The organism is Pantoea sp. ACRSB, from assembly GCF_022346905.1.
GTDB lineage: Bacteria > Pseudomonadota > Gammaproteobacteria > Enterobacterales > Enterobacteriaceae > Pantoea > Pantoea piersonii.
This window is the reverse complement of the sequence record NZ_JAKRNL010000004.1, coordinates 124,446-143,281: the sequence shown is the minus strand read 5'-3', so window position 1 is coordinate 143,281 and position 18,836 is coordinate 124,446. Positions and strand designations below refer to the sequence as shown.

Annotated in this window: 15 protein-coding genes; 5 read left to right on the top strand and 10 right to left on the bottom strand. The window is 53.2% G+C overall.

What is annotated here, in order from left to right:
• Window positions 1–9 precede the first annotated feature (9 nt).
• Window positions 10–831: a Cof-type HAD-IIB family hydrolase gene (locus MHZ89_RS13875; RefSeq protein WP_311783469.1), complete on the bottom strand. Its 822-nt coding sequence runs from the start codon at window positions 829–831 to the stop codon at window positions 10–12.
• Window positions 832–1,075: 244 nt separating this feature from the next.
• Between MHZ89_RS13875 and MHZ89_RS13870 the strand changes: the two genes are divergently transcribed.
• Both MHZ89_RS13870 and MHZ89_RS13865 read left to right on the top strand, forming a co-directional pair.
• Window positions 1,076–2,338 carry a DUF1479 domain-containing protein gene (locus MHZ89_RS13870; protein WP_311783468.1) on the top strand — a complete coding sequence of 421 codons (1,263 nt, stop codon included), beginning with the start codon at window positions 1,076–1,078 and terminating at the stop codon, window positions 2,336–2,338.
• 75 nt (window positions 2,339–2,413) lie between these two features.
• Window positions 2,414–3,163 (top strand): DNA-binding transcriptional regulator YciT, encoded by a 750-nt coding sequence (locus MHZ89_RS13865; RefSeq protein ID WP_311783467.1) that lies wholly within the window; start codon window positions 2,414–2,416, stop codon window positions 3,161–3,163.
• A gap of 3 nt (window positions 3,164–3,166) precedes the next feature.
• On the opposite strand, the gene MHZ89_RS13860 is transcribed toward MHZ89_RS13865, so the two are convergent.
• Window positions 3,167–4,051, bottom strand: a complete 885-nt coding sequence (locus MHZ89_RS13860) for a LysR family transcriptional regulator (RefSeq protein ID WP_311783466.1) — start codon at window positions 4,049–4,051, stop codon at window positions 3,167–3,169.
• Window positions 4,052–4,150: 99 nt separating this feature from the next.
• Here MHZ89_RS13860 and MHZ89_RS13855 point away from each other — a divergent pair, with 99 nt between their 5' ends.
• Window positions 4,151–4,876 (top strand): SDR family oxidoreductase, encoded by a 726-nt coding sequence (locus MHZ89_RS13855; protein ID WP_311783465.1) that lies wholly within the window; start codon window positions 4,151–4,153, stop codon window positions 4,874–4,876.
• 83 nt (window positions 4,877–4,959) lie between these two features.
• Here MHZ89_RS13855 and MHZ89_RS13850 read toward each other — a convergent pair whose 3' ends face one another.
• The 3 genes from MHZ89_RS13850 to MHZ89_RS13840 all read right to left on the bottom strand — a co-directional run bounded on the left by MHZ89_RS13850 (window position 4,960) and on the right by MHZ89_RS13840 (window position 8,168).
• Entirely contained in the window at window positions 4,960–5,181 is a 222-nt protein-coding gene (locus tag MHZ89_RS13850; RefSeq protein WP_126690584.1) for a YdgH/BhsA/McbA-like domain containing protein, read from the bottom strand.
• 101 nt (window positions 5,182–5,282) lie between these two features.
• Window positions 5,283–5,987, bottom strand: a complete 705-nt coding sequence (locus MHZ89_RS13845; RefSeq protein WP_311783464.1) for an aspartate/glutamate racemase family protein — start codon at window positions 5,985–5,987, stop codon at window positions 5,283–5,285.
• Between the two features lie 132 nt (window positions 5,988–6,119).
• Window positions 6,120–8,168: an FUSC family protein gene (locus MHZ89_RS13840; protein WP_311783463.1), complete on the bottom strand. Its 2,049-nt coding sequence runs from the start codon at window positions 8,166–8,168 to the stop codon at window positions 6,120–6,122.
• Between the two features lie 279 nt (window positions 8,169–8,447).
• On the opposite strand from MHZ89_RS13840, the gene MHZ89_RS13835 reads away from it, so the two are divergent.
• Window positions 8,448–9,392: a sulfonate ABC transporter substrate-binding protein gene (locus MHZ89_RS13835; protein ID WP_311783462.1), complete on the top strand. Its 945-nt coding sequence runs from the start codon at window positions 8,448–8,450 to the stop codon at window positions 9,390–9,392.
• A gap of 350 nt (window positions 9,393–9,742) precedes the next feature.
• On the opposite strand, the gene MHZ89_RS13830 is transcribed toward MHZ89_RS13835, so the two are convergent.
• The 3 genes from MHZ89_RS13830 to MHZ89_RS13820 all read right to left on the bottom strand — a co-directional run bounded on the left by MHZ89_RS13830 (window position 9,743) and on the right by MHZ89_RS13820 (window position 14,279).
• Complete coding sequence (locus tag MHZ89_RS13830; protein ID WP_311783461.1) at window positions 9,743–10,717, bottom strand: ParB family protein; 975 nt, start codon at window positions 10,715–10,717, stop codon at window positions 9,743–9,745.
• Between the two features lie 7 nt (window positions 10,718–10,724).
• On the bottom strand, window positions 10,725–11,924 hold the full coding sequence (locus MHZ89_RS13825; protein ID WP_311783460.1) for an AAA family ATPase: 1,200 nt from the start codon (window positions 11,922–11,924) through the stop codon (window positions 10,725–10,727).
• A 1,422-nt stretch (window positions 11,925–13,346) separates the two neighbouring features.
• Entirely contained in the window at window positions 13,347–14,279 is a 933-nt protein-coding gene (locus tag MHZ89_RS13820) for a RepB family plasmid replication initiator protein (protein WP_311783459.1), read from the bottom strand.
• Between the two features lie 416 nt (window positions 14,280–14,695).
• Between MHZ89_RS13820 and MHZ89_RS13815 the strand changes: the two genes are divergently transcribed.
• Entirely contained in the window at window positions 14,696–16,066 is a 1,371-nt protein-coding gene (locus MHZ89_RS13815) for an aldehyde dehydrogenase family protein (protein ID WP_311783458.1), read from the top strand.
• 3 nt (window positions 16,067–16,069) lie between these two features.
• Here the strand turns inward: MHZ89_RS13815 and MHZ89_RS13810 are convergent, their stop codons facing one another.
• Both MHZ89_RS13810 and zigA read right to left on the bottom strand, forming a co-directional pair.
• Window positions 16,070–17,251, bottom strand: a complete 1,182-nt coding sequence (locus MHZ89_RS13810) for an FAD-binding oxidoreductase (RefSeq protein WP_311783457.1) — start codon at window positions 17,249–17,251, stop codon at window positions 16,070–16,072.
• Window positions 17,252–17,357: 106 nt separating this feature from the next.
• On the bottom strand, window positions 17,358–18,593 hold the full coding sequence (gene zigA, locus MHZ89_RS13805) for a zinc metallochaperone GTPase ZigA (RefSeq protein ID WP_311783456.1): 1,236 nt from the start codon (window positions 18,591–18,593) through the stop codon (window positions 17,358–17,360).
• Window positions 18,594–18,836 lie beyond the last annotated feature (243 nt).

Genomic DNA, 18,836 nt, shown 5'->3' with positions numbered 1-18,836 from the left:
GGCAGTGGTTTAGCCGAACGGGAATTCACGCGCCAGTACGCGGGCGATAACGTTTAACGCGCCGTCGTCGTTGTTGCTCTCCGTTTTATAGCGCGCTACGGCGCGTACCGGCTCTACGGCGTTCGCCATGGCAAAGCTGAAGCAGGCCTGGCGCAGCATTTCAAGATCATTGGCGCTGTCGCCAATAGCGACCACTTCGCAATCGCTGATGCCCCATTTTTCCTGAAGCAAGGCGATGCCGTGTGCTTTATGACAGCCAGGGATAATCAGATCGATAAAGCCATAGCCGCTCGAGACCGGATGCATAATGTTTTCGATTTCGCCCAGCTGATTATGCAGTCGTTCCAGCAGCGCATCGACGCCTTCGTGTGCCAGGTTCAGAGAGAACTTAAAGATGGTGTCATCGATAGTGTAGAGATCGTCGCGTTTTTCCAGGCGGGCGTAGTGGTTAGACAACAGGCTGACAACCTCATCGGGGGCAGAAGAGTGGATATAAGCGCCATTACGTCCGCAGACGACAGTGCTGATATCGGGTTCTTTGGCAAGAATATCCAGCACCTGATGCACGCGAGACTGCGCCAGCTCTCCACAGAAAATCTCTTCATTGCTGTCCGAAACCCAGGCGCCGTTTTCCGCTACAAAAGCGATTTCGTCCTTGATTTCAGGAAAATAACGCTGCAGCTGGTAATACTGATTGCCGCTGGCGACCACGAAACGAATGCCTCTCTCTTTTAACAGCGCGTACTGCCGCAAAAATCGCTGAGCATTGTACTCCTTGTTATCGTCGAGAAAGGTGCCATCCATATCCACCGCGATCATCTTTACCGCCATTGTCATCTCCTTGCTGAGGCTGTTGTTTCAGTGATGCCCACTTAATAGCTAAAGCTTACCCCCAGTGTGGATTAATGAAAATTCGAATAACAAGAATGTTCAGGGCTTTCGGAGCTTTCCTGACAAAGTGTGTTCGCGATCACGCACCAGGGCGTTGCTTAAAGGCCACTGCTACGCCTAAACTTACGAACGAAGCACATTATATTTACAAATGAAAAACACTTACCCGCTCGCGGAGGCCATAATGACCCTACATACACAGGCTACGCCGTTGCCCAAAGATATCAGCGCAGCCATTCGCACCTTTAAACAGCAGGTTCGTCAGCAAATCGGCGATGTTGAAGGGCTTTTCGACCGGATTAGCCAGCGTATCGCCAGCGCAATTGCGGAAGCCAAAGCTGAGGAGCAGCGTTACGGCACCGCATGGCCGGTTATTACGCAGGAGGCTATCGCAAAAGGCGAAGTTTCAAATGAAACCCTGGCGCGGATAAAGCGACGCGGCTGCGTAGTCGTTAAGCAGCAATTTCCGCGCGAGCAGGCGCTGGCATGGGACAGATCGCTGCTGGACTACCTCGATCTAAATGATTTCGACGCGCAGTATCGCGGCCCAGGCGATAATTTCTTTGGCAGCCTGGAGGCGTCGCGCCCGGAGATTTTCCCGATCTACTGGTCGCAGGCGCAAATGCAGGCGCGTCAAAGCGACGCCACCGCGCAGGTTCAGTCTTTTCTCAACCGCCTGTGGCGTTTCTCCTCACAGGGTAACCAGTGGTTCGATCCTGACGTCAGCATTATCTATCCCGATCGTATCCGCCGTCGCCCGCCGGGCACAACCTCTAAAGGACTGGGCGCGCATACCGACTCCGGCGCGCTGGAGCGCTGGCTGCTGCCCGCTTATCAGCAGGTATTTGCCGCCATTTTTCATGGTGATATAGATGCCTACGATCCCTGGGATGCGGCGTGGCGCACTGAAGTGAACGAGTATGACGTGCCGGATATCACCAAATGCTCGGCGTTTCGCACGTTTCAGGGCTGGACAGCGCTGTCAGATATGCTTGCCGGACAGGGGCTGCTGCATGTAGTGCCGGTACCGGAAGCGATGGCTTATATTCTGCTGCGCCCGCTGCTCGACGACGTGCCCGACGACGAGCTGTGCGGCGTTGCGCCAGGTAAAGTCCTGCCCGTCAGTGAGAAATGGCATCCGCACCTGATCGACGGTCTCTGCTCAATCCCGCCGCTGGAGGCGGGCGACTCGGTGTGGTGGCACTGCGATGTGATCCACTCCGTCGCGCCGGTGGAAAATCAGCAAGGCTGGGGAAATGTCATGTACATTCCCGCCGCGCCAATGTGCGCGAAAAATCGCGCCTGCGCGCAGCAGGTGGCAGAGGCGCTGTCGCTGGGACGTTCGCCCGCCGATTTTCCGCCAGAGGATTATGAAACAGGCTGGCGCGATCGCTTTACCTTTGACGATCTGAACGACAACGGCCGCCGCGCACTCGGTTTAGCCTGAACATTGCCGCGCAGCGTCCCCTGCGCGGCCCCTCTCTGCTACACTGGCGCCACACTTTTCTGATAAACGGCACGCATGAACGCTCGTCATCAACAGATTATTCAGCTCGTTAATACGCGCGGCAGCGTTACGGTCAGCGAACTGGCCCAGCTGACCGGCGTCTCCGAAGTCACCATCCGGCAGGATCTAAACCTGCTGGAACGCGACTTTTTTCTGCGTCGCGTCCACGGTTCCGCAATGGCGCTGGACAGCGATAACGTAGGCATGCGTATGCATACGCATTATGAACTCAAACAGGCGCTCGCCAGCCATGCTGCAGGTCTGATTGAAAGCGGCGAGGCGGTTTTTATCGAGGGCGGCAGCAGTAACGCGCTGCTGGCGCGTCTGCTGGCCGATCGTGGCGACCTCACGGTGATTACCGTCAGCCATTTTATCGCTCATCTGCTGAAAGACGCGGCGTGCGAAGTCATTGTGCCAGGCGGGCTATTGCAGAAAAGCAGTCAGTCGATGGTTGGTCCGCTGACGCGCTACTTCATTCAGCAAATCCATTTCCATAAGGCCTTTATCGGCGTTGATGGCTGGCAGGCAGAAACCGGCTTTACCGGCCGCAACATGTTGCGCTGCGATGTAGTGGACGCGGTGCTGGCGAAGCGCGTGCCCACCTGGGCGCTGACCGACTCGTCGAAATTCGGCCAGATCCATCCTTATCCCCTCTCGTCGGGGTATCAGGTAGCGCAGGTCATTACCGATAGCGGGCTGAGCGCGGAATCGCTGACGCAGTTAGAGGAACAGGGCGTCGCGGTGACGCGTGTTGCCCTGCCCTGAGACTCAAATCTTCATATGATCGATCAGCGCCCGTAGCTTGGGCGCCAGATTTTTCCGGCTAGGGAAATAGAGATAGAATCCGGCGAACTCCGGCAGATACTCTGTCAGCAGCGGTATCAGTTCGCCGCGCGTGATATAGGGCCGGTATGTCTCTTCCAGACCGAAGGCGATGCCGCCGCCCGCGCAGGCAGTACGGATCATAATGCCCATATCATTGGTATTCAGCCGCGCATTGACCGCGACATCAAATTCTCTGCCCTCTTCCGCAAACTCCCAGCGATAAGGCGCGACGCCCGGCTCGCGTCGCCAGCCGATACAGCAGTGCTGCAACAGTTCGTGAGGATGGCGCGGCGTACCATAACGCGCCAGATAAGCGGGCGAGGCTACGGCTATCTGTCGCTGACGCAGAGAGACCGGCACCGCAATCATATCCTGGGCGATAATTTCTCCCAGCCTGACGCCAGCATCATAGCCCTGCGCCACGATATCGAACTCTTCATCGGTAACCGAAATATCCAGCTCAATATGCGGATAGCGGATGAGAAACGCCGCCAGCAGCTCGCCGTTAATAAAACGTTCGGCAATAGAAGAGACCGCCAGACGCAGCAGCCCGCGTGGCTCGCCCGCCAGCGCGCTGATATCTACCACCGCCTGATTAAGCTGCGATATGGCTGGCGCCGCCTCGGCATAGAGCCTTTCACCCGCTTCGGTGAGGCTAAGGCTGCGCGTGGTGCGGTGAATCAGCGAAATCTGTAGCCGATCTTCCAGGCGTCTTAAGGACTGGCTAATTGCCGGTCGGGTCACACCCAGCTTTTCTGCCGCCACGCGGAAGTTACGCGTTTGCGCCAGCGTGACGAAAACCTCCAGCGCGTTTTTATCCAGCATCATTGGTTAGCCTCTGTTACCAGCTACGTAAGGAATGGGTGGATTCTCTTTATAAAGCAGCAGGCATAAGATCGCCAGAGACTTAACGACAGGAGCGAAACCATGAGTAAGAAAGTGATTTTAATCACCGGCGCATCCAGTGGTATTGGCGCGGGTATCGCACGCGAGCTGGCGACGAGCGGCGCGATTTTGCTGCTGGGCGCGCGCCGCGTCGATCGTTTACAGGCGCTGGCGGCTGAACTTGAGCAGCAAGGCGCTGAAGTGGCGGTTGCCGCGCTTGATGTGACTTCGCGCGTCTCTGTGCAGCAATTTGCCGAGGTCGCGCTGCAAAAATGGGGGCAGATAGACGTGATGATCAATAACGCAGGCGTCATGCCGCTGTCGCCGCTGGCGTCCCTGAAGGTGGACGAGTGGGATCAGATGATTGACGTCAATATTAAAGGCGTACTGTATGGCATCGCCGCGGTGCTGCCACCGATGCTGGCGCGTGAAGCGGGCCATATCATTAATATCGCCTCTATTGGCGCGCTGAGCGTCTCCCCTACCGCAGCGGTTTACTGCGCCACCAAGTTTGCCGTACGGGCGATCTCAGACGGTTTGCGGCAGGAGAATACCCAACTGCGCGTGACCTGTATCCATCCTGGCGTGGTGGAAAGCGAGCTGGCCACGACCATTACTGACCCAGCCGCCGCAGCGCTGATGAACGATTACCGCGCTATCGCTTTACAGCCGGCCGCCATTGGTCGCGCAGTACGCTTCGCCATAGAGCAGCCTGATGATGTCGATGTCAGCGAAATTGTGATGCGCCCTACCCGCTCACCCTATTAACCCTGACGCAACCGCTAAATGGAGATAACAAAAAAGGCTGCCTTGCGGCAGCCTTTTCTGGCACATCCCTGTACGACCATCCATTATTTATAGAGTTCTGCGGTCATATAAACGCCGTCTTCGGCGCGCGCACTGGTAATTTTGTAGCCTGATGCGCCTTCAGCCTGCGCTTTCGCCGCGATATGAGCTTCTGCGCTGTCCAGCGTGCTGCCGTGTGCAGAAATGCTTTCTGCGGCGAAGCTGCCAAACGAAATCATAGAGAGTGCGGCGACGGTAGCAAGAGCGAGAGTTTTTACGTTTTTCATGGTCAAAATCCTTCTTTTGTTAGTGCGAGGCAACATGCCTTCGATGAAAGTTATAATAACCATTGTTACTATTATCATCCTAACAAAAAGTGCGATCTGGATCACATCCCACTTTCCCTGAGGGCATGTTGAACAGCACTCTGCGCATGAATTAGCGTGGTATCAAACAGCGGCACGCTGGCATCCTCGGCTGTAACCAGCATGGTTATTTCTGTGCAGCCAAGGATGATGCCTTCGGCACCCTTTGCAGCGAGGCCAGTCATTATCTCGCGAAAGCGCATCCGGGATTCAGGATTGATAATACCCAGACATAGCTCCTGATAAATTACCCGATGAATAAAGGCGCGATCTTCGCTGTCGGGCGTTATGACCTCCAGACCGTATGCATCTGTCAGCCGCCCCTGATAAAACGCCTCTTCCATGGTAAAGCGAGTGGCAATCAGACCGACCTTTTTTAGATGATGCTCCTGAATGCGCTCCGCCGTCGCGTCGGCAATATGCAGTAAAGGAACAGCGACCGCCTGCTGAATATGCGGCGCGACTTTATGCATGGTGTTAGTTGCCAGCACCAGTAATTCTGCGCCTGCACGCGCCAGAGCCTGTGCAGCCTGTGCCAGTTGATGTCCCGCTTCGTCCCAGCGCCCGGAGCTTTGCAGCTTCTCTATTTCATCGAAATCTACGCTGTAAAGCACAACGCGCGCCGAATGCAGACCGCCAAGCGCGCGTTTAACTTCTTCATTTAAAATCCGGTAGTAGAGGGCGGTCGATTCCCAGGACATGCCCCCGATTAAGCCTATCGTCTTCATGATTGCCTCCTTTGTCACTGTTCACAGTATGCCTGTTATCAGACCAGCTCAGCCTTTTTTATGTCAGGCCACAGCTTTAACGCAAAAAAAACAGCCACCGGAGTGACTGTTTTGAATGAGCTAAAGCGCTTGTTACGCCTGCTGCGGCCAGCGGGCCTGTGGAAACAGCGAGAGCCGCACGTTGAACAGGTACAGCAGGGGCGCGAAAAAGCTACTGTCGCGCTGCGCCAGCGCTTCCAGCGCCACCAGCAGGCTGTTCAACTCCTCAAGCAGCGCATGATGCGGCTGAGCCTGTAATAGTCTGATGCGGTTTTTAAGGAACAGGCGCAGCTCACCAAAAAACCTGTCGCTGCTGATGCCTTGTTCTGCCAGTAGCTGCTGATGGCGCACATAAAAGTCATAGCAGTTAGCGCCCAGCCAGGCTTCGGTAATCAAATTGCCGCCTGCCGCAAGCTCGGCATCATTATCGATACGCTTACGCGGCAGGATAATATTGACCTTATCCAGCGTCCGCGCCACAAACTGCTGGCGCATCAGCAGCGAGGCACTGTTGAGTTCAACGGCGGTGATGAACTGCAGCAACTCCTTTAACCCTTTGCGCAGCGCACGTTTGGCCGTCCAGGCGGGACGTTTATTGCGGATCACTGCTGTCACAATAACAGCTGCGGTGATCCCGGCGAGCGTCGAGAGTGAAGCATTCACTATAAGCAGCAGGTTAGGCTTAAAATGGTGGCTCATGCCAATCAGGCCTGGGATCTGCGTTGCCACGATTAAGCCAATCAAATTGGTTGAAGGGTTAGCAATCACCAGTCCAAGTGCCATTAGCCCAGGCGCCAGACAGAGTACCAGCGCTTCGAAAGAGGTCGCTTCCGGTATCAGTAACGTGGTGTAAAGCATGCTGGCACCAATCGCTACCACTACCCCCTTGAGAAAAATCTTCATTGGCGCAAGCGGACTGTCCATCGCGGCGAAGAAGGAGCAGAGAACGGCCGCCATCATCGGAGCGGTTGCCCCGTCTACCCAGCCGCTGCCAATCCAGAAAAGGCAGGTCAGAAAGGTGGCAAGAAAGGCCGTCAGACAGGAGAGCAGCAGCATGCCTTTATCGACGTGTTTATGGCTGCGCGCCATTTTGCCGGGTTTAGCGCTGGGGGTCAGATCGCTAACGCGCTCGCCTACCGTCTGGTAAGCCTCCGAGATGCGGACAAAATTCAGCAGCCGCTCCAGCAGACCGGTGAGCAGAATGCTCTCTTCAACAGGTAGCTCGCATTTTTCCCAGTCCGCTTTCAATTGCTGCTGCGCGGCAATCAATGATGCGTTAATCGCCAGCGTCTCACCGCTATGGTCTGTGCTGTTCAGCCATTGCAAAAAGTGCTGAAACGACTGCGCGACATATTCAGGAAAGCGGATATGCTGTTCCGCCAGCAAGCTGAGCCGGGCTTCGATAGCCGTAAGCGTAGGAATAAGGTAGGAGAGATGCTGATACTGAACGCTGACAAGCCTGATAAGGCGTCGCGCCGCTTCCCCTTCATAGACGCAGTGGGTAATCATCGTTTCAACGTTCAGCGGATAATTCGCCATCTGGATCAGGATATCTTCACGCTCCAGCGATTTCTCTCTGGGCATCACTGTAATCAGCTCGGCACAAAGTTTCCTGGCGTTCTGATACCAGATGCTAACGCTTTGCTCCAGCATGCTGCTCATCGAAACCGGCATAATCAGCCGATGCACCAGACTGCTACAGAGGATAGCAACACTGATTTCTTCAATACGCGATATAACCGTATAGGTGATCTCAGCCGGTGCCGTCACGTCAGGGAAACCCATAATCGCTGCGCTGTATCCCGCCAGCATGAATATGTAGCTTTTGGGCGTCCGATCGTGCAGTGACAGATAAAGACAGAGCGCGACCCACAGCGAGATGCAGAGGCTAAACAGCATTGGATCCTGTACCGTGGCCGGGTAGATGAGCAAGACAAAAAGCCCGCCCAGCAGCGTCCCCAGGAAACGAAAAATAGATTTGGAGATAGTCGCAGCGGAATAGAGCTGTGATGCGACATAGACCGTAGTCAGCGACCAGGCTGGCTTATCAAGGTTGAGTTCTAAAGCGATATAGAGCGCTAAAAACGCGGCCAGACAAGTTTTGCCAGAAAACAGGAGCGCGCTTTTTGAAAACCACTTCATACAGTGAATGAACCTCAGACAGGCATTTTTGGGCGGTATCCTGACAGAAGGCAATGAGGAATGCTCTTTGATTATTACTACAAATTATTAACGTGCTAACTAATCTTGAATCCGCTTTTCTCGCTTTACGAGGCCGCGATATTCACTTGCTGTCACTCCCTTATTTCTGTCTTTCCGACCTGTCTGACTACTATGCCCCTTAAGAATAAGCCAAAGTAATTCGTTATTTATTGGTTATATAAGCTCTTTGTTAAGGTGGGCTAAAAAGGAGACAGAGAAATGAAAATAAACAGATTAACGTCAGGCATACTATTTTTTGCGCTCGGCTCGCTGGCCGCCACGAGTCAGGCAGCACCTCAACAGGTGACTATCGGTTATCAGAAAGCGAATATTTTTGCACTGCTTAAATATCGCGGCACGCTGGAAACAGCGTTTAAAAAAGAGGGTATTAGCCTTCGCTGGGTTGAGTTTCCTGCCGGGCCTCAGATGCTGGAAGGGCTGAATGTTGGCAGTATTGATCTGGCCGCTACTGGCGATGCGCCGCCCGCCTTTGCTCAGGCGGCAAAAGCCGATCTCGTTTATCTGGGCCATTCACCCGCCAACCCCAAAACTGAAGCCATTGTGGTGCCTTCTGCTTCCACTATTCATAGCGTTAAAGATCTTAAGGGTAAACGCGTAGCCCTGAACAAAGGCTCGGACGTTAACTATCTGCTGATTGCCGCCCTCAAAGAAGCGGGGCTGACTTATAAAGATATTACGCCGGTTTACCTACCGCCTGCCGATGCACGCGCCGCTTTTCAAAAAGGCGCGGTAGATGCCTGGGTTATCTGGGATCCCTATCTGGCAGAGGTGGAAGCCAGCACCGGCGCTCGCCAGGTGCGTAATGCAGAGGGACTCGTTCCTCATTACACTTTTTATCTCGCCAGCCGCAAGTTTGCAGACAGCGAACCTGAAACGGCAAAAAAAGTGCTGGACGAACTTAGTACGCTGAGCGACTGGGCGAACCAGCATCAGGATGAAGCGGCGGCGATACTGGCGCAGTCTACTGGCCTGGACAAGGCCATCTGGCGAACTACGCTGACGCGTCTGCCCTACGGAGCGGAACGCATGACAGACAACGTTTTTTCAGAGCAGCAAAAGCTGGCAGACGCGTTTACACAAGCGAAGCTCTTGCCCGTTAAAGTTGAAGTACGCTCTGCAACATGGTCTGCCGATAAAAAATAATCCTTTGCCCTGTAACAAGGGCAATCTTTCATTCTAAACCAGCACTCCCTGGCGATTTCACCCTGAAATTCTTTTCAATTTCCTTTTAAATTCAATTAAATACATATGAAATCTCACTGGAGAGCCATATCAGGGTACGCAAGAAAATATCATGGAATGAGAGGGAACCAGACAGGGTACGCTTAAATCGATTTACTTTTTAGAGGTGAAATAGCTGGCGATTTCAGCCTGAAATTTTGGCAGAAAAAGCTTTAAAACAGGCAGTTAGCGCCGAAAAACTGATGGCGAAGAAACGAGGAAGGGAAAGGGGAGAGAGGAAATCCGGGCAGGGGCTTACCCGGATCGCAGGCTTACTGATCGCCAAGATATTTGCGCAAGGTATCAGCGATTACTTTGTCGAGCTCTTCCTGAAGTTCTTTAGACTGACGGTTAAATTCGTAGCTAAACATACGGCCCCGAATTTTTTTGCGGGCAAAACGGTCTTTATCCGCAAAGGTCCAGAGATTTTCCGAAACAGGTTTCTCTTTTGCAGGCGACGCAATAAGCGTCTGACTGCCATTGCGAACCAGTCGAAGGATATGGTTTTTGACCTCATCCGCCGCCAGTCCGTCACGCGCACAAATGCTATCCACATCCATTGAAACGGTTTCGATTAAACGCTCAATCGGCTGACCTGTCTCAGAGAGTTTATCAGCGGCCATAAGCAGCGCCTTATAATCGGGATAGGTCAGTTCCGAATGGTTGGGAAAAAGTGAAATCAGCTCTGCGGGCACGCTGGCCGCCTGCAAAGCTCGCGTCACTTTCGCCTGCGACAGGCCCTGACTTTCCGCAATCTCTTTTTGTGACAGGCCGCCATTTTTCAGCGACAGCAAACGCAGGCCAACCTCACGCAGGTTATGTTCGCGTGCGGTTTGAATATCCTGCGCCAGCTTACGCGCTTCTTCAGTGGTAATCGCCGTTTCAGAAACCAGAATATCCAGTCCGGTCTTACAGTAGAGCGCGGCAGCGCGGCGGCGTGAACCGTCCAGGATTTCAATACGTTCACCCCGCTTTACGCCGATAGCGGGAAAAAACTGCTGGAGTTTGATGGTGCGAATAATATCGCGCAACGAATCCGGCGTCAGGCCAGCCTGGTCGCGTCCGTTGGTTTCCAGCACTACAAAAGTTTTATCTTCAATGTCGCGGGCTTCAATCCGCTCAAGACGAAACACGGCGCGTTTGCCGGTAGAGAGAACGAAAGTTTGCGTCGGCGCGTCTGATGACACGTCAGTCTGGACAGGCGTCTGGCTAAAGGTTCTGCCGATAGTAATTCTTTTTGCACTCATAGCGACCTCAGTTCAGGCGAATAAATTCAATACGGTCAAAAACCGCTTTCGCAAAATCTTCAGCAGCGGAACGCGCATTCTTTAACGCTTCGCTACTGCCGACGTAGGTGGAAGGGTTTGCCGAGATAACGGTGTCAAAAGATTCGCCACAGCGCTCGAAACCATCAAGACGCGGCAGAGCGGCGTCCAGCATATCGCCGCCAAATATCTCTTTCGCCAGGCTATGGCAGAGCTTGTGGTCTGCTTTATTAGACAGCTTGGACATAAAGCCGATATTGCCCTGCAAACGACAGGGGGCGCCGGACTGCTCGATAATGTCGATCAGTTCAGGAAGACGCGTCAGATATTTAAGCGTGGAGTGGAAGTCAACCTGCGCCGGCGGAACGGGCGTCATGAGCAGATCGGATGCCGCAATAGCGTTTTTCAAAAAAGCATCCAGATGTGGGCCGCTGTCGATAAAGATAAAGTCATAATCTTTTTTCAGTTTAGCAATGACATTTTCATACAGCACCGCATGCACATTCTGACCAGCCAGATGCTCAGCACAAAGCTCATCCCAGCGCGAAGCGATAAACGCATCATCAATTGAAGCAGGCAGCACATCAACGCCAGGAATAATCGATGGCACGATAAACTCTTTTATCAGCTCTTCGCGACTTACATTTTGCAGCATCGCCTGCGCGGCTGTGGCTTCGACAATCCCTACTGAACGTTCATGATTAAGGAACATGGTCGCCGAGGACTGCGGATCCAGGTCAATAACCAGAATACGTAGATCTTCATAAAGCAGATGAGGGTGCGCCCGCAGCGCATGAGCGAGAGAAACGGTGGAAACCGTTTTGGAAACGCCGCCCTTAAGGTTGCCGACAAAAATCGTATAGGCTTCCGGATGGCGATCACGGTATTTAGGAACACCGCGGTGGTGATAGATATCGATGATATTTTCTATCGACATCGCGTATTTGGTTGAGCTGCCTGCGGCGCGTTTGTCGAACTGATAGCCGCTTTCTTCCATCTCATTAACAGCATAATCGACGCTGGCACGCGTCAGCTTGGGCAGCTTCGCCAGCGCAGCTTTGGCATAAACCTGGTAAAACGTATTCTCATGCAGCTCTTCTTTTTGCGCCTGAATCTGTTCGGTCAGGCTCAGCAGCATTCTCTCAGACCGTTGTGCGACCTTCAGCACCTGCTTTTCGTCGTTAGCCATACTTGCTCCACACATGTAGGATTTGTGACTTTATACATAAATCCTGCATAACGGGCAAGAAAATATCTTACATTACGAAATAGATGTTTAGTCCAAAATGGACCGCATGATAATGAGTTGCTGCAAATATTCACTGTAATCAGCAATAGCAAAAGGAAGAGCCGGGGCAGGGCAGTAAAAAGGATTCACTGTAGTCAGCAATTCATTCACTGTAATCAGTAAGCAAGACGCTATTAGCCAATATGTCGATGGAACCCGACATAACATTTTCTCTGGATTCAGGCTATACGTTCACTGTAATCAGTAAAAAGTCTCTCAAAACATTCACTGTAATCAGTAACGGAGAGTCCGTGACAAACAACGAGGCATAACATTCACTGTAATCAGTAGCAGGCTCTCTGTAAGAACAAAACGTTCACTGTATTCAGCAGAAGATTCACTGTAATCAGCATTGCCCGCTAATGTTCACTGTAATCAGTAAGCCCACAGGGTTTTAAAACGGCAGGGAAGCTGCTCAGATGGCTGCACGCGGCAAACATTCACTGTAATCAGCAAAGCAGAAGATATTTACTGCGAAGAGAGAGAGAACATTCACTGTATTCTGTAGTTCAGCCTCACCGTCGCTATGCCGGTACGCGAGTCCGCAGCTCCCTGCAGGGCGTTAGACAGTGAGGTTGAGAGGGCGGGAAAGAGACGCCAATGATTCACTATAGAGAGTAAAAAGGGGGGTAAACGGTAGCGCGTTAACGATGGCCCACCATTCACTGTAATCAGTACGGGCAGATAACGATCATCAGAAAGCCATCAAACGTTAACAGAACGCCGTCAGGATTCACTGCATTCAGTAAACAGGCTAAATGTGCAGCACATTTGGGCTGAAATAGCTGGAACGTTCACTGTAATCAGTGGCTGCAACGAACCCTGTCACGTTTTACAGGACTTGCGACTCAAACATTCACTGTAATCAGCAAGATGAAGTTCAGCCTTAGCCACTTCCCGAAAAACTCATTTTAATTCAACAGGTTAAACGGTGATATTACCAGCCATCAGTGAAAGAGCCATAAAATGCCAGCCTTAACAGATTCACTGTAATCAGCAAAACCACAGCGTAGAGCTGCGGCGCATCATATTCACTGTAATCAGTGTAGACCGCATTTATAAGAACGCAAGAAAGAGGCCAAGAATGTAAGCAAGCGCTAACTATCTTATAAGTGCATGTATTATATAGAACAAAACACGGGAAACCAGGCTGAGAGAATTGCTGTCGGGTTGATGCTGTACTGATTACAGTGAATGTTGCTCATTACAGTGAATGGTGCCTGCTGCTGATTACAGTGAACATAATCAGGAAGAGGCCACTGTCACGTTTTGGCTAAAAAGTGACAGTGCCACCTACCGCCCACTGATTACAGTGGGCGTTGCTTATGACTCATCGAAATCGATCTCGTCGAGAGCGTCGATACTCTCCAGCGTACTGATTCCATCCAGTTTTGGCGTGCGGCTGTGGATGATAAAAAAGACTGAGCGACCGCGTTTTACCTCGGAATAGTCGAGATAGCCGATCTCCTTCAGCTGTTCCATCGCGCGGCGTACTACGTGGTTCTGCGTCGTGGTTTTAGAACCAAGATTCAGGCGCATACGCAGGCGCGCCAGCGAAATAGGGGCTGGGTTGGTTGGCAGGCTTTCAAGAAAGGTATAGAGCGCCTGCGCAGATTCTTTGCGCTTCAGCCGTGATATAGCCCTGAGCTGCAGCAGAACTTTGTGGTCGAAATTGTAGAGCTCAAACAGCTTGGGATCGGCCTGAATGCGGACCACATCCTTTTCCCGGTCATAGTAGGCCGACTGCACGAGGTGCGTATGGTAAGCCTTACCGTTGCCTTCGAAAGATAGCGTGTTGGTAGCAATTCGGCGCAGAGAAGCATCCAGCCTTTTACGCAACGCCGCTGACGAGTTGGCAGAAGGAATGCCGCACATCTTGACGAAATCAATAAAGGGCAGGGTTACGGTATCGCCTTTGGTGGGATAACGGGAGAAGGACTGAATAATGCCTGCCCAGGTCTTGAAATCGTTATCCATATCCAGCCTTGCGCCTGTAATGGTAATCTTTTCGTAGCCTTCGGCTTTCACTAATGACAGATTCTTCAGCTCTTTTGTCGCGTCAGTAGAGGCCATTGCGCCTGACTTACCGCGCGCCGTTGATTTCAGTGTCGGGACAAACAGTCCCAGACGCATCAATGCGACGGGCTGAACAGTATTATTCTTGTTTGGATGAAGCTGAATAACTTCACCGCTGTTTTTGGTCACCGACAGAAAAGGTTCAAGTAACGCTTTGTTTTCACTCTCTTTATCTGCCATAGCATGAGATCTTCATTCTGTAGATGAAAGGGATCGTATTCTGATTACAGTGAACACTATCACTGTTTATAGTGAACATTCTACAGTGTGTAGTGAATAAAGTACTGATTACAGTGAACTCTTTACTGATTATAGTGAACGGGATCACCTTCTCAGCCCTTGCGGGGTGCGGCCTGCGACGATCGGGGATCTCTTAGGATCTCTTTTAGATCTCTTTATGATCGTTTATTAGGATCTTCTCTCTGTATATGTGGATAACCGATCTTCAGATCAGCGCTCGATCTGCACAGGCTGAAATCGGCATAGCGGTTATGTTCAGAATATGAAAAGAAGTTGCTCACTATTATTCATTTTTCATCATCACCTTAGAGGCGTAGTTTAAATCCCATAGTCCAAACGCATTCTGAGAGGCACCCATGACCGATTACGCTGTTTCAAAAAACCCTGCCAACGGTGAAATTCTGGCTCGCTATCCTATGCAGTCTCTGGCTGAGCTGGACAGCACGCTTGCTGCCAGCACTGCTGCCTTTAAGCAGTGGCGCAATACAGATATCGCATCGCGCGTTAAGGTACTGCGTCAGCTGGCGGAACAGCTGCGTCAGCGCGAACCTGAGCTGTCGCGCATGATCACCCTTGAAATGGGCAAGCCTGTTGCTCAGGCACGCGCCGAGATCCTTAAATGCGCAAACCTCAGTGACTGGTATGCAGAACATGGCCCCGCGATGCTGGAAGATCAGCCGACGCAGGTGCCAGATGCCTGGCAGCGCTTTAAGCCTGTCGGTACCATCCTGGCCGTTATGCCGTGGAATTTCCCGTTCTGGCAGGTACTGCGCGGCGCTGTGGGTATGCTACTCGCCGGGAACACCTATGTGCTGAAGCATGCCCCGAATGTGATGGGATGCGCAACGCTGATGGCGGAGCTGTTCAGCGCAACGGATCTGCCGAAAGGCGCTTTCGCTTCAGTCAATATCGATAACGATGGCGTCTCGGCTGCTATCAAAGATCCTCGCATTGCCGCTGTCGCCGTTACCGGCAGCGTACGCGCTGGCTCCGCTATTGCCGCACAGGCTGGCGCTGCCCTGAAAAAAACCGTTCTGGAACTGGGCGGCGCGGATCCTTTTATCGTGCTTGCCGATGCCGATCTTGATGAAGCAGTAAAATCAGCCGTCACGGGCCGCTTCCAGAACACCGGACAGGTGTGTATGGCCGCCAAACGCTTTATCATTGAAGCCGCTATTGCAGATGAGTTTGAAGCACGCTTCAGCGCTGCGGTACAGGCGTTAACCATGGGCGATCCGCTGGATGAGAAAAATTATCTCGGCCCTATGGCGCGTTTCGATCTGCGCGATGAGCTGCATAGCCAGGTTGAACGATCTCTGCGCGAAGGGGCGCGTCTGGTACTGGGCGGCGAGAAGATCGCAGGGGAAGGCAACTACTACGCGCCCACTATCCTGTCAGACGTCACAACAGACATGACGGCGTTTCGTGAAGAGCTGTTTGGACCGGTAGCGGCGATCGCTATCGCCCGTGATGCCGATCATGCGCTGGCTATCGCCAACGACAGTGAATTTGGTCTCAGCGCTACGGTCTGGACAGGAAACAGCGCTACAGCGGATCGTCTGGCCGATCAGATCGAGACCGGTGCCGTGTTTATTAACGGCAACGGCGCATCGGATCCTCGTGTCACCATTGGCGGGGTCAAAAAGAGCGGCTACGGTCGTGAATTGTCCCACTTTGGCGTACATGAGTTCTGCAACATTCAGACCGTCTGGAAAAACCGCCGCTAAGGCTCACTGCGCAGCGGGAAGGTAAGCGGGGGCCAGGCCCTCGCTTTTACCGATAAAAGGCGTCATAAGGCGCTGAGGCGCGAAATCAGCCAGCATTTGAGAGCGATTGCCCGTTATTATCTCGTTCGCCACCAGTTCGCCTAACAGCGGCGCCAGCGTCATGCCGCTGTGGCAAGCCATCAGATAAACCCGCTGGTGGTGAGTCGCATAGCCTACAGCAGGCAGTCCATCCGCAGGACGCGAACGCTGTCCTACCTCGATCTTCGCAATACGCGCGCCTTCGGTCTGGATAAACATCCGGCGCAGACGGCGCAAAAATTCCTGACCAATTAATCCGTCTGTGCTTGCCGGACGGGCCGGATCCGCATAGTCATCCAGATCCAGTGCTTGCAGGATCAGCCTGCCTCCACCGTCTGGCCTGACGTTAAGCTCAGGTGAAATGATATTGCTGTTGATCTGGATCGGCAAAGGATCGGTATAGGCGAGGAAACTACAGGCCATTTTGTCTGGCCGGTTAGCATCCGTCATTGCCAGATCGAGACCCAGCTGCCTCAACAGCTCCGCTGACCAGCGACCAGTAGCTAAAATCACGCGATCGCCCGTCCACCGCTCACCGTTCGACAGCTCAAGCGCTGCGCCGTCAGGCTGCTCTGAAAGCGTCACCACCTCTGTCTGACTGATAACGGTGCCGCCGAGGCGGCGCACCTGGGCGAGCAGCCAGCCAATAAGCAGACTGGGATAGAGCAGGCATTCTGAAGGAAAAAACCAGCCCTGCTGAATACGCGAATCGAGCCGCAGCTCAGGAAAATGCGCCAACAGCGCTTCACGCGTCACCCTTTGCCAGGGATAACCCAGCGCCGTAAGTGAAGCCAGCCTCTTTTCCAGCTGCGCCTTGATGACAGGTTCAGCCGCCCATTCCCAGGTGCCGGTTTCCAGCAGCCAGGGCGCGGGCGCGCTGGATATCTGTTGCAGGCGCTTATGCGCCTCAATACCGGCTGCATTAAGATGGTGATAACTTTCCGGGCTTTTACCGTTGGCGTTAACCCATGCAAAGCTGATCTGACTGGTGCCTGCGCCAGGCGCGCTTTTATCGAACAGCGTCACCTGCGCGCCCTGCAAAGCCAGCATTCGCGCCACAGACAAGCCCAGTACACCTGCGCCGATAACGGCAATACGCTGCGTCATTAGGGTATGCCTCTGATGAGTTGATAACGCGTTATAGCAAACAGAGCAGAGGGCGACTAATCACTTTTCGTTCTGACCTTGTGGGCTGACGCAGCGTTTCAGGTCATTACCCGGTGACTTCCTCAAACCATGATGGGAGAGGGTCAGGTAGAGTTAGCCACCCGCCGGGGCCGCGCGCCATCTCCTGCGCCGTCAGTAGCGCATCATCCAGCGCCGAGCGCACCTGCTGTTCATCCATATCGATACCGATGAATACCAGCTCCTGACGCGCGTCGCCGACACCTTCCTGCCACTGGCTGGCGATAAACTCAAGAGAGTCGGCATCTTCCGGCCAGTGCTCGCGAGGAACGCTTGCCCACCAGCGCCCCGCGTAGCCGTGGCGCGCCACGGCGCCAGCCTGCGACCACATCCCAGCATAATCCGGACGCGTTGCCAGCCAGAAGTAGCCTTTCGAGCGCACTACGCCCGTCAGCTGGTGGTTTACCACTTCCCAGAAACGCTGCGGATGAAAAGGACGGCGCGCGCGATAAACGAAACTGCGAATGCCATACTCTTCCGTCTCTGGACTGTGTTCGCCGCGTAGCTCCTTCAGCCAGCCCGGCGACTGCGCGGCCTGGTCGAAATCGAACAGACCGGTATTCAGCACCTGATCCAGCGGCACCTGGCCGAAACGGGCGGTCAGGATGCGCGCGCGTGGATTAAGTGAGCGCAGCGTGGCAAAGAGTGTTTGACGATCTTCCTCACTGATAAGATCAGTTTTATTCACCACCAGCACATCGCAAAACTCAATTTGATCAACCAGCAAATCCACCACCGAACGGGCATCCTGCTCGCCCAGCGATTCGCCACGCTGGTTCAGAGAGTCGACAGAGTGGTAATCGCGCAGAAAATTAAAACCATCTACCACGGTCACCATGGTATCGAGACGCGCGATGCTGGAAAGCGATGCGCCATCTTCATCTTCAAAAGTAAAGGTTTCCGCGACGGGCAGCGGCTCGGCGATGCCGGTCGATTCGATTACCAGATGATCGAAGCGGCCCGCCTCCGCCAGTTTTTTCACTTCAAGCAGCAGATCTTCGCGCAGCGTACAGCAGATGCAGCCGTTGCTCATTTCAACCAGTTTTTCATCGGTACGCGACAGCGATGCGCCGCCGTTGCGAACCAGCGCGGCGTCGATATTCACTTCTGACATATCATTCACGATAACCGCGATGCGACGCCCTTCGCGATTATTCAGAATATGGTTAAGCAGCGTCGTTTTTCCGGCTCCCAGAAAACCTGAGAGCACGCAAACTGGCAGACGCCGATCGGCCTGTGAAGTGAGGGAGAAGGGAGTAGACATAGTAACCTCTGTTAAATCATTATTGATATGTTATAACATAACAATAAAAGGTTTTTGTTCGCAATGTCTCTTTTCAGTTGGACTACGAGTCGTGCTGGTTTTGGACTGACAGGAGGATTGGTTGCGCTTCATCAGGTGAAGAGAGGTGAGCTTCGGAGAGGGTATGGCTCCCTGGTTCACTCAGTGCCAAAAGCGTTCCTTCGCAATATTTGCATCCTGCAGCCTGTTGAACGGCGGCTTTGG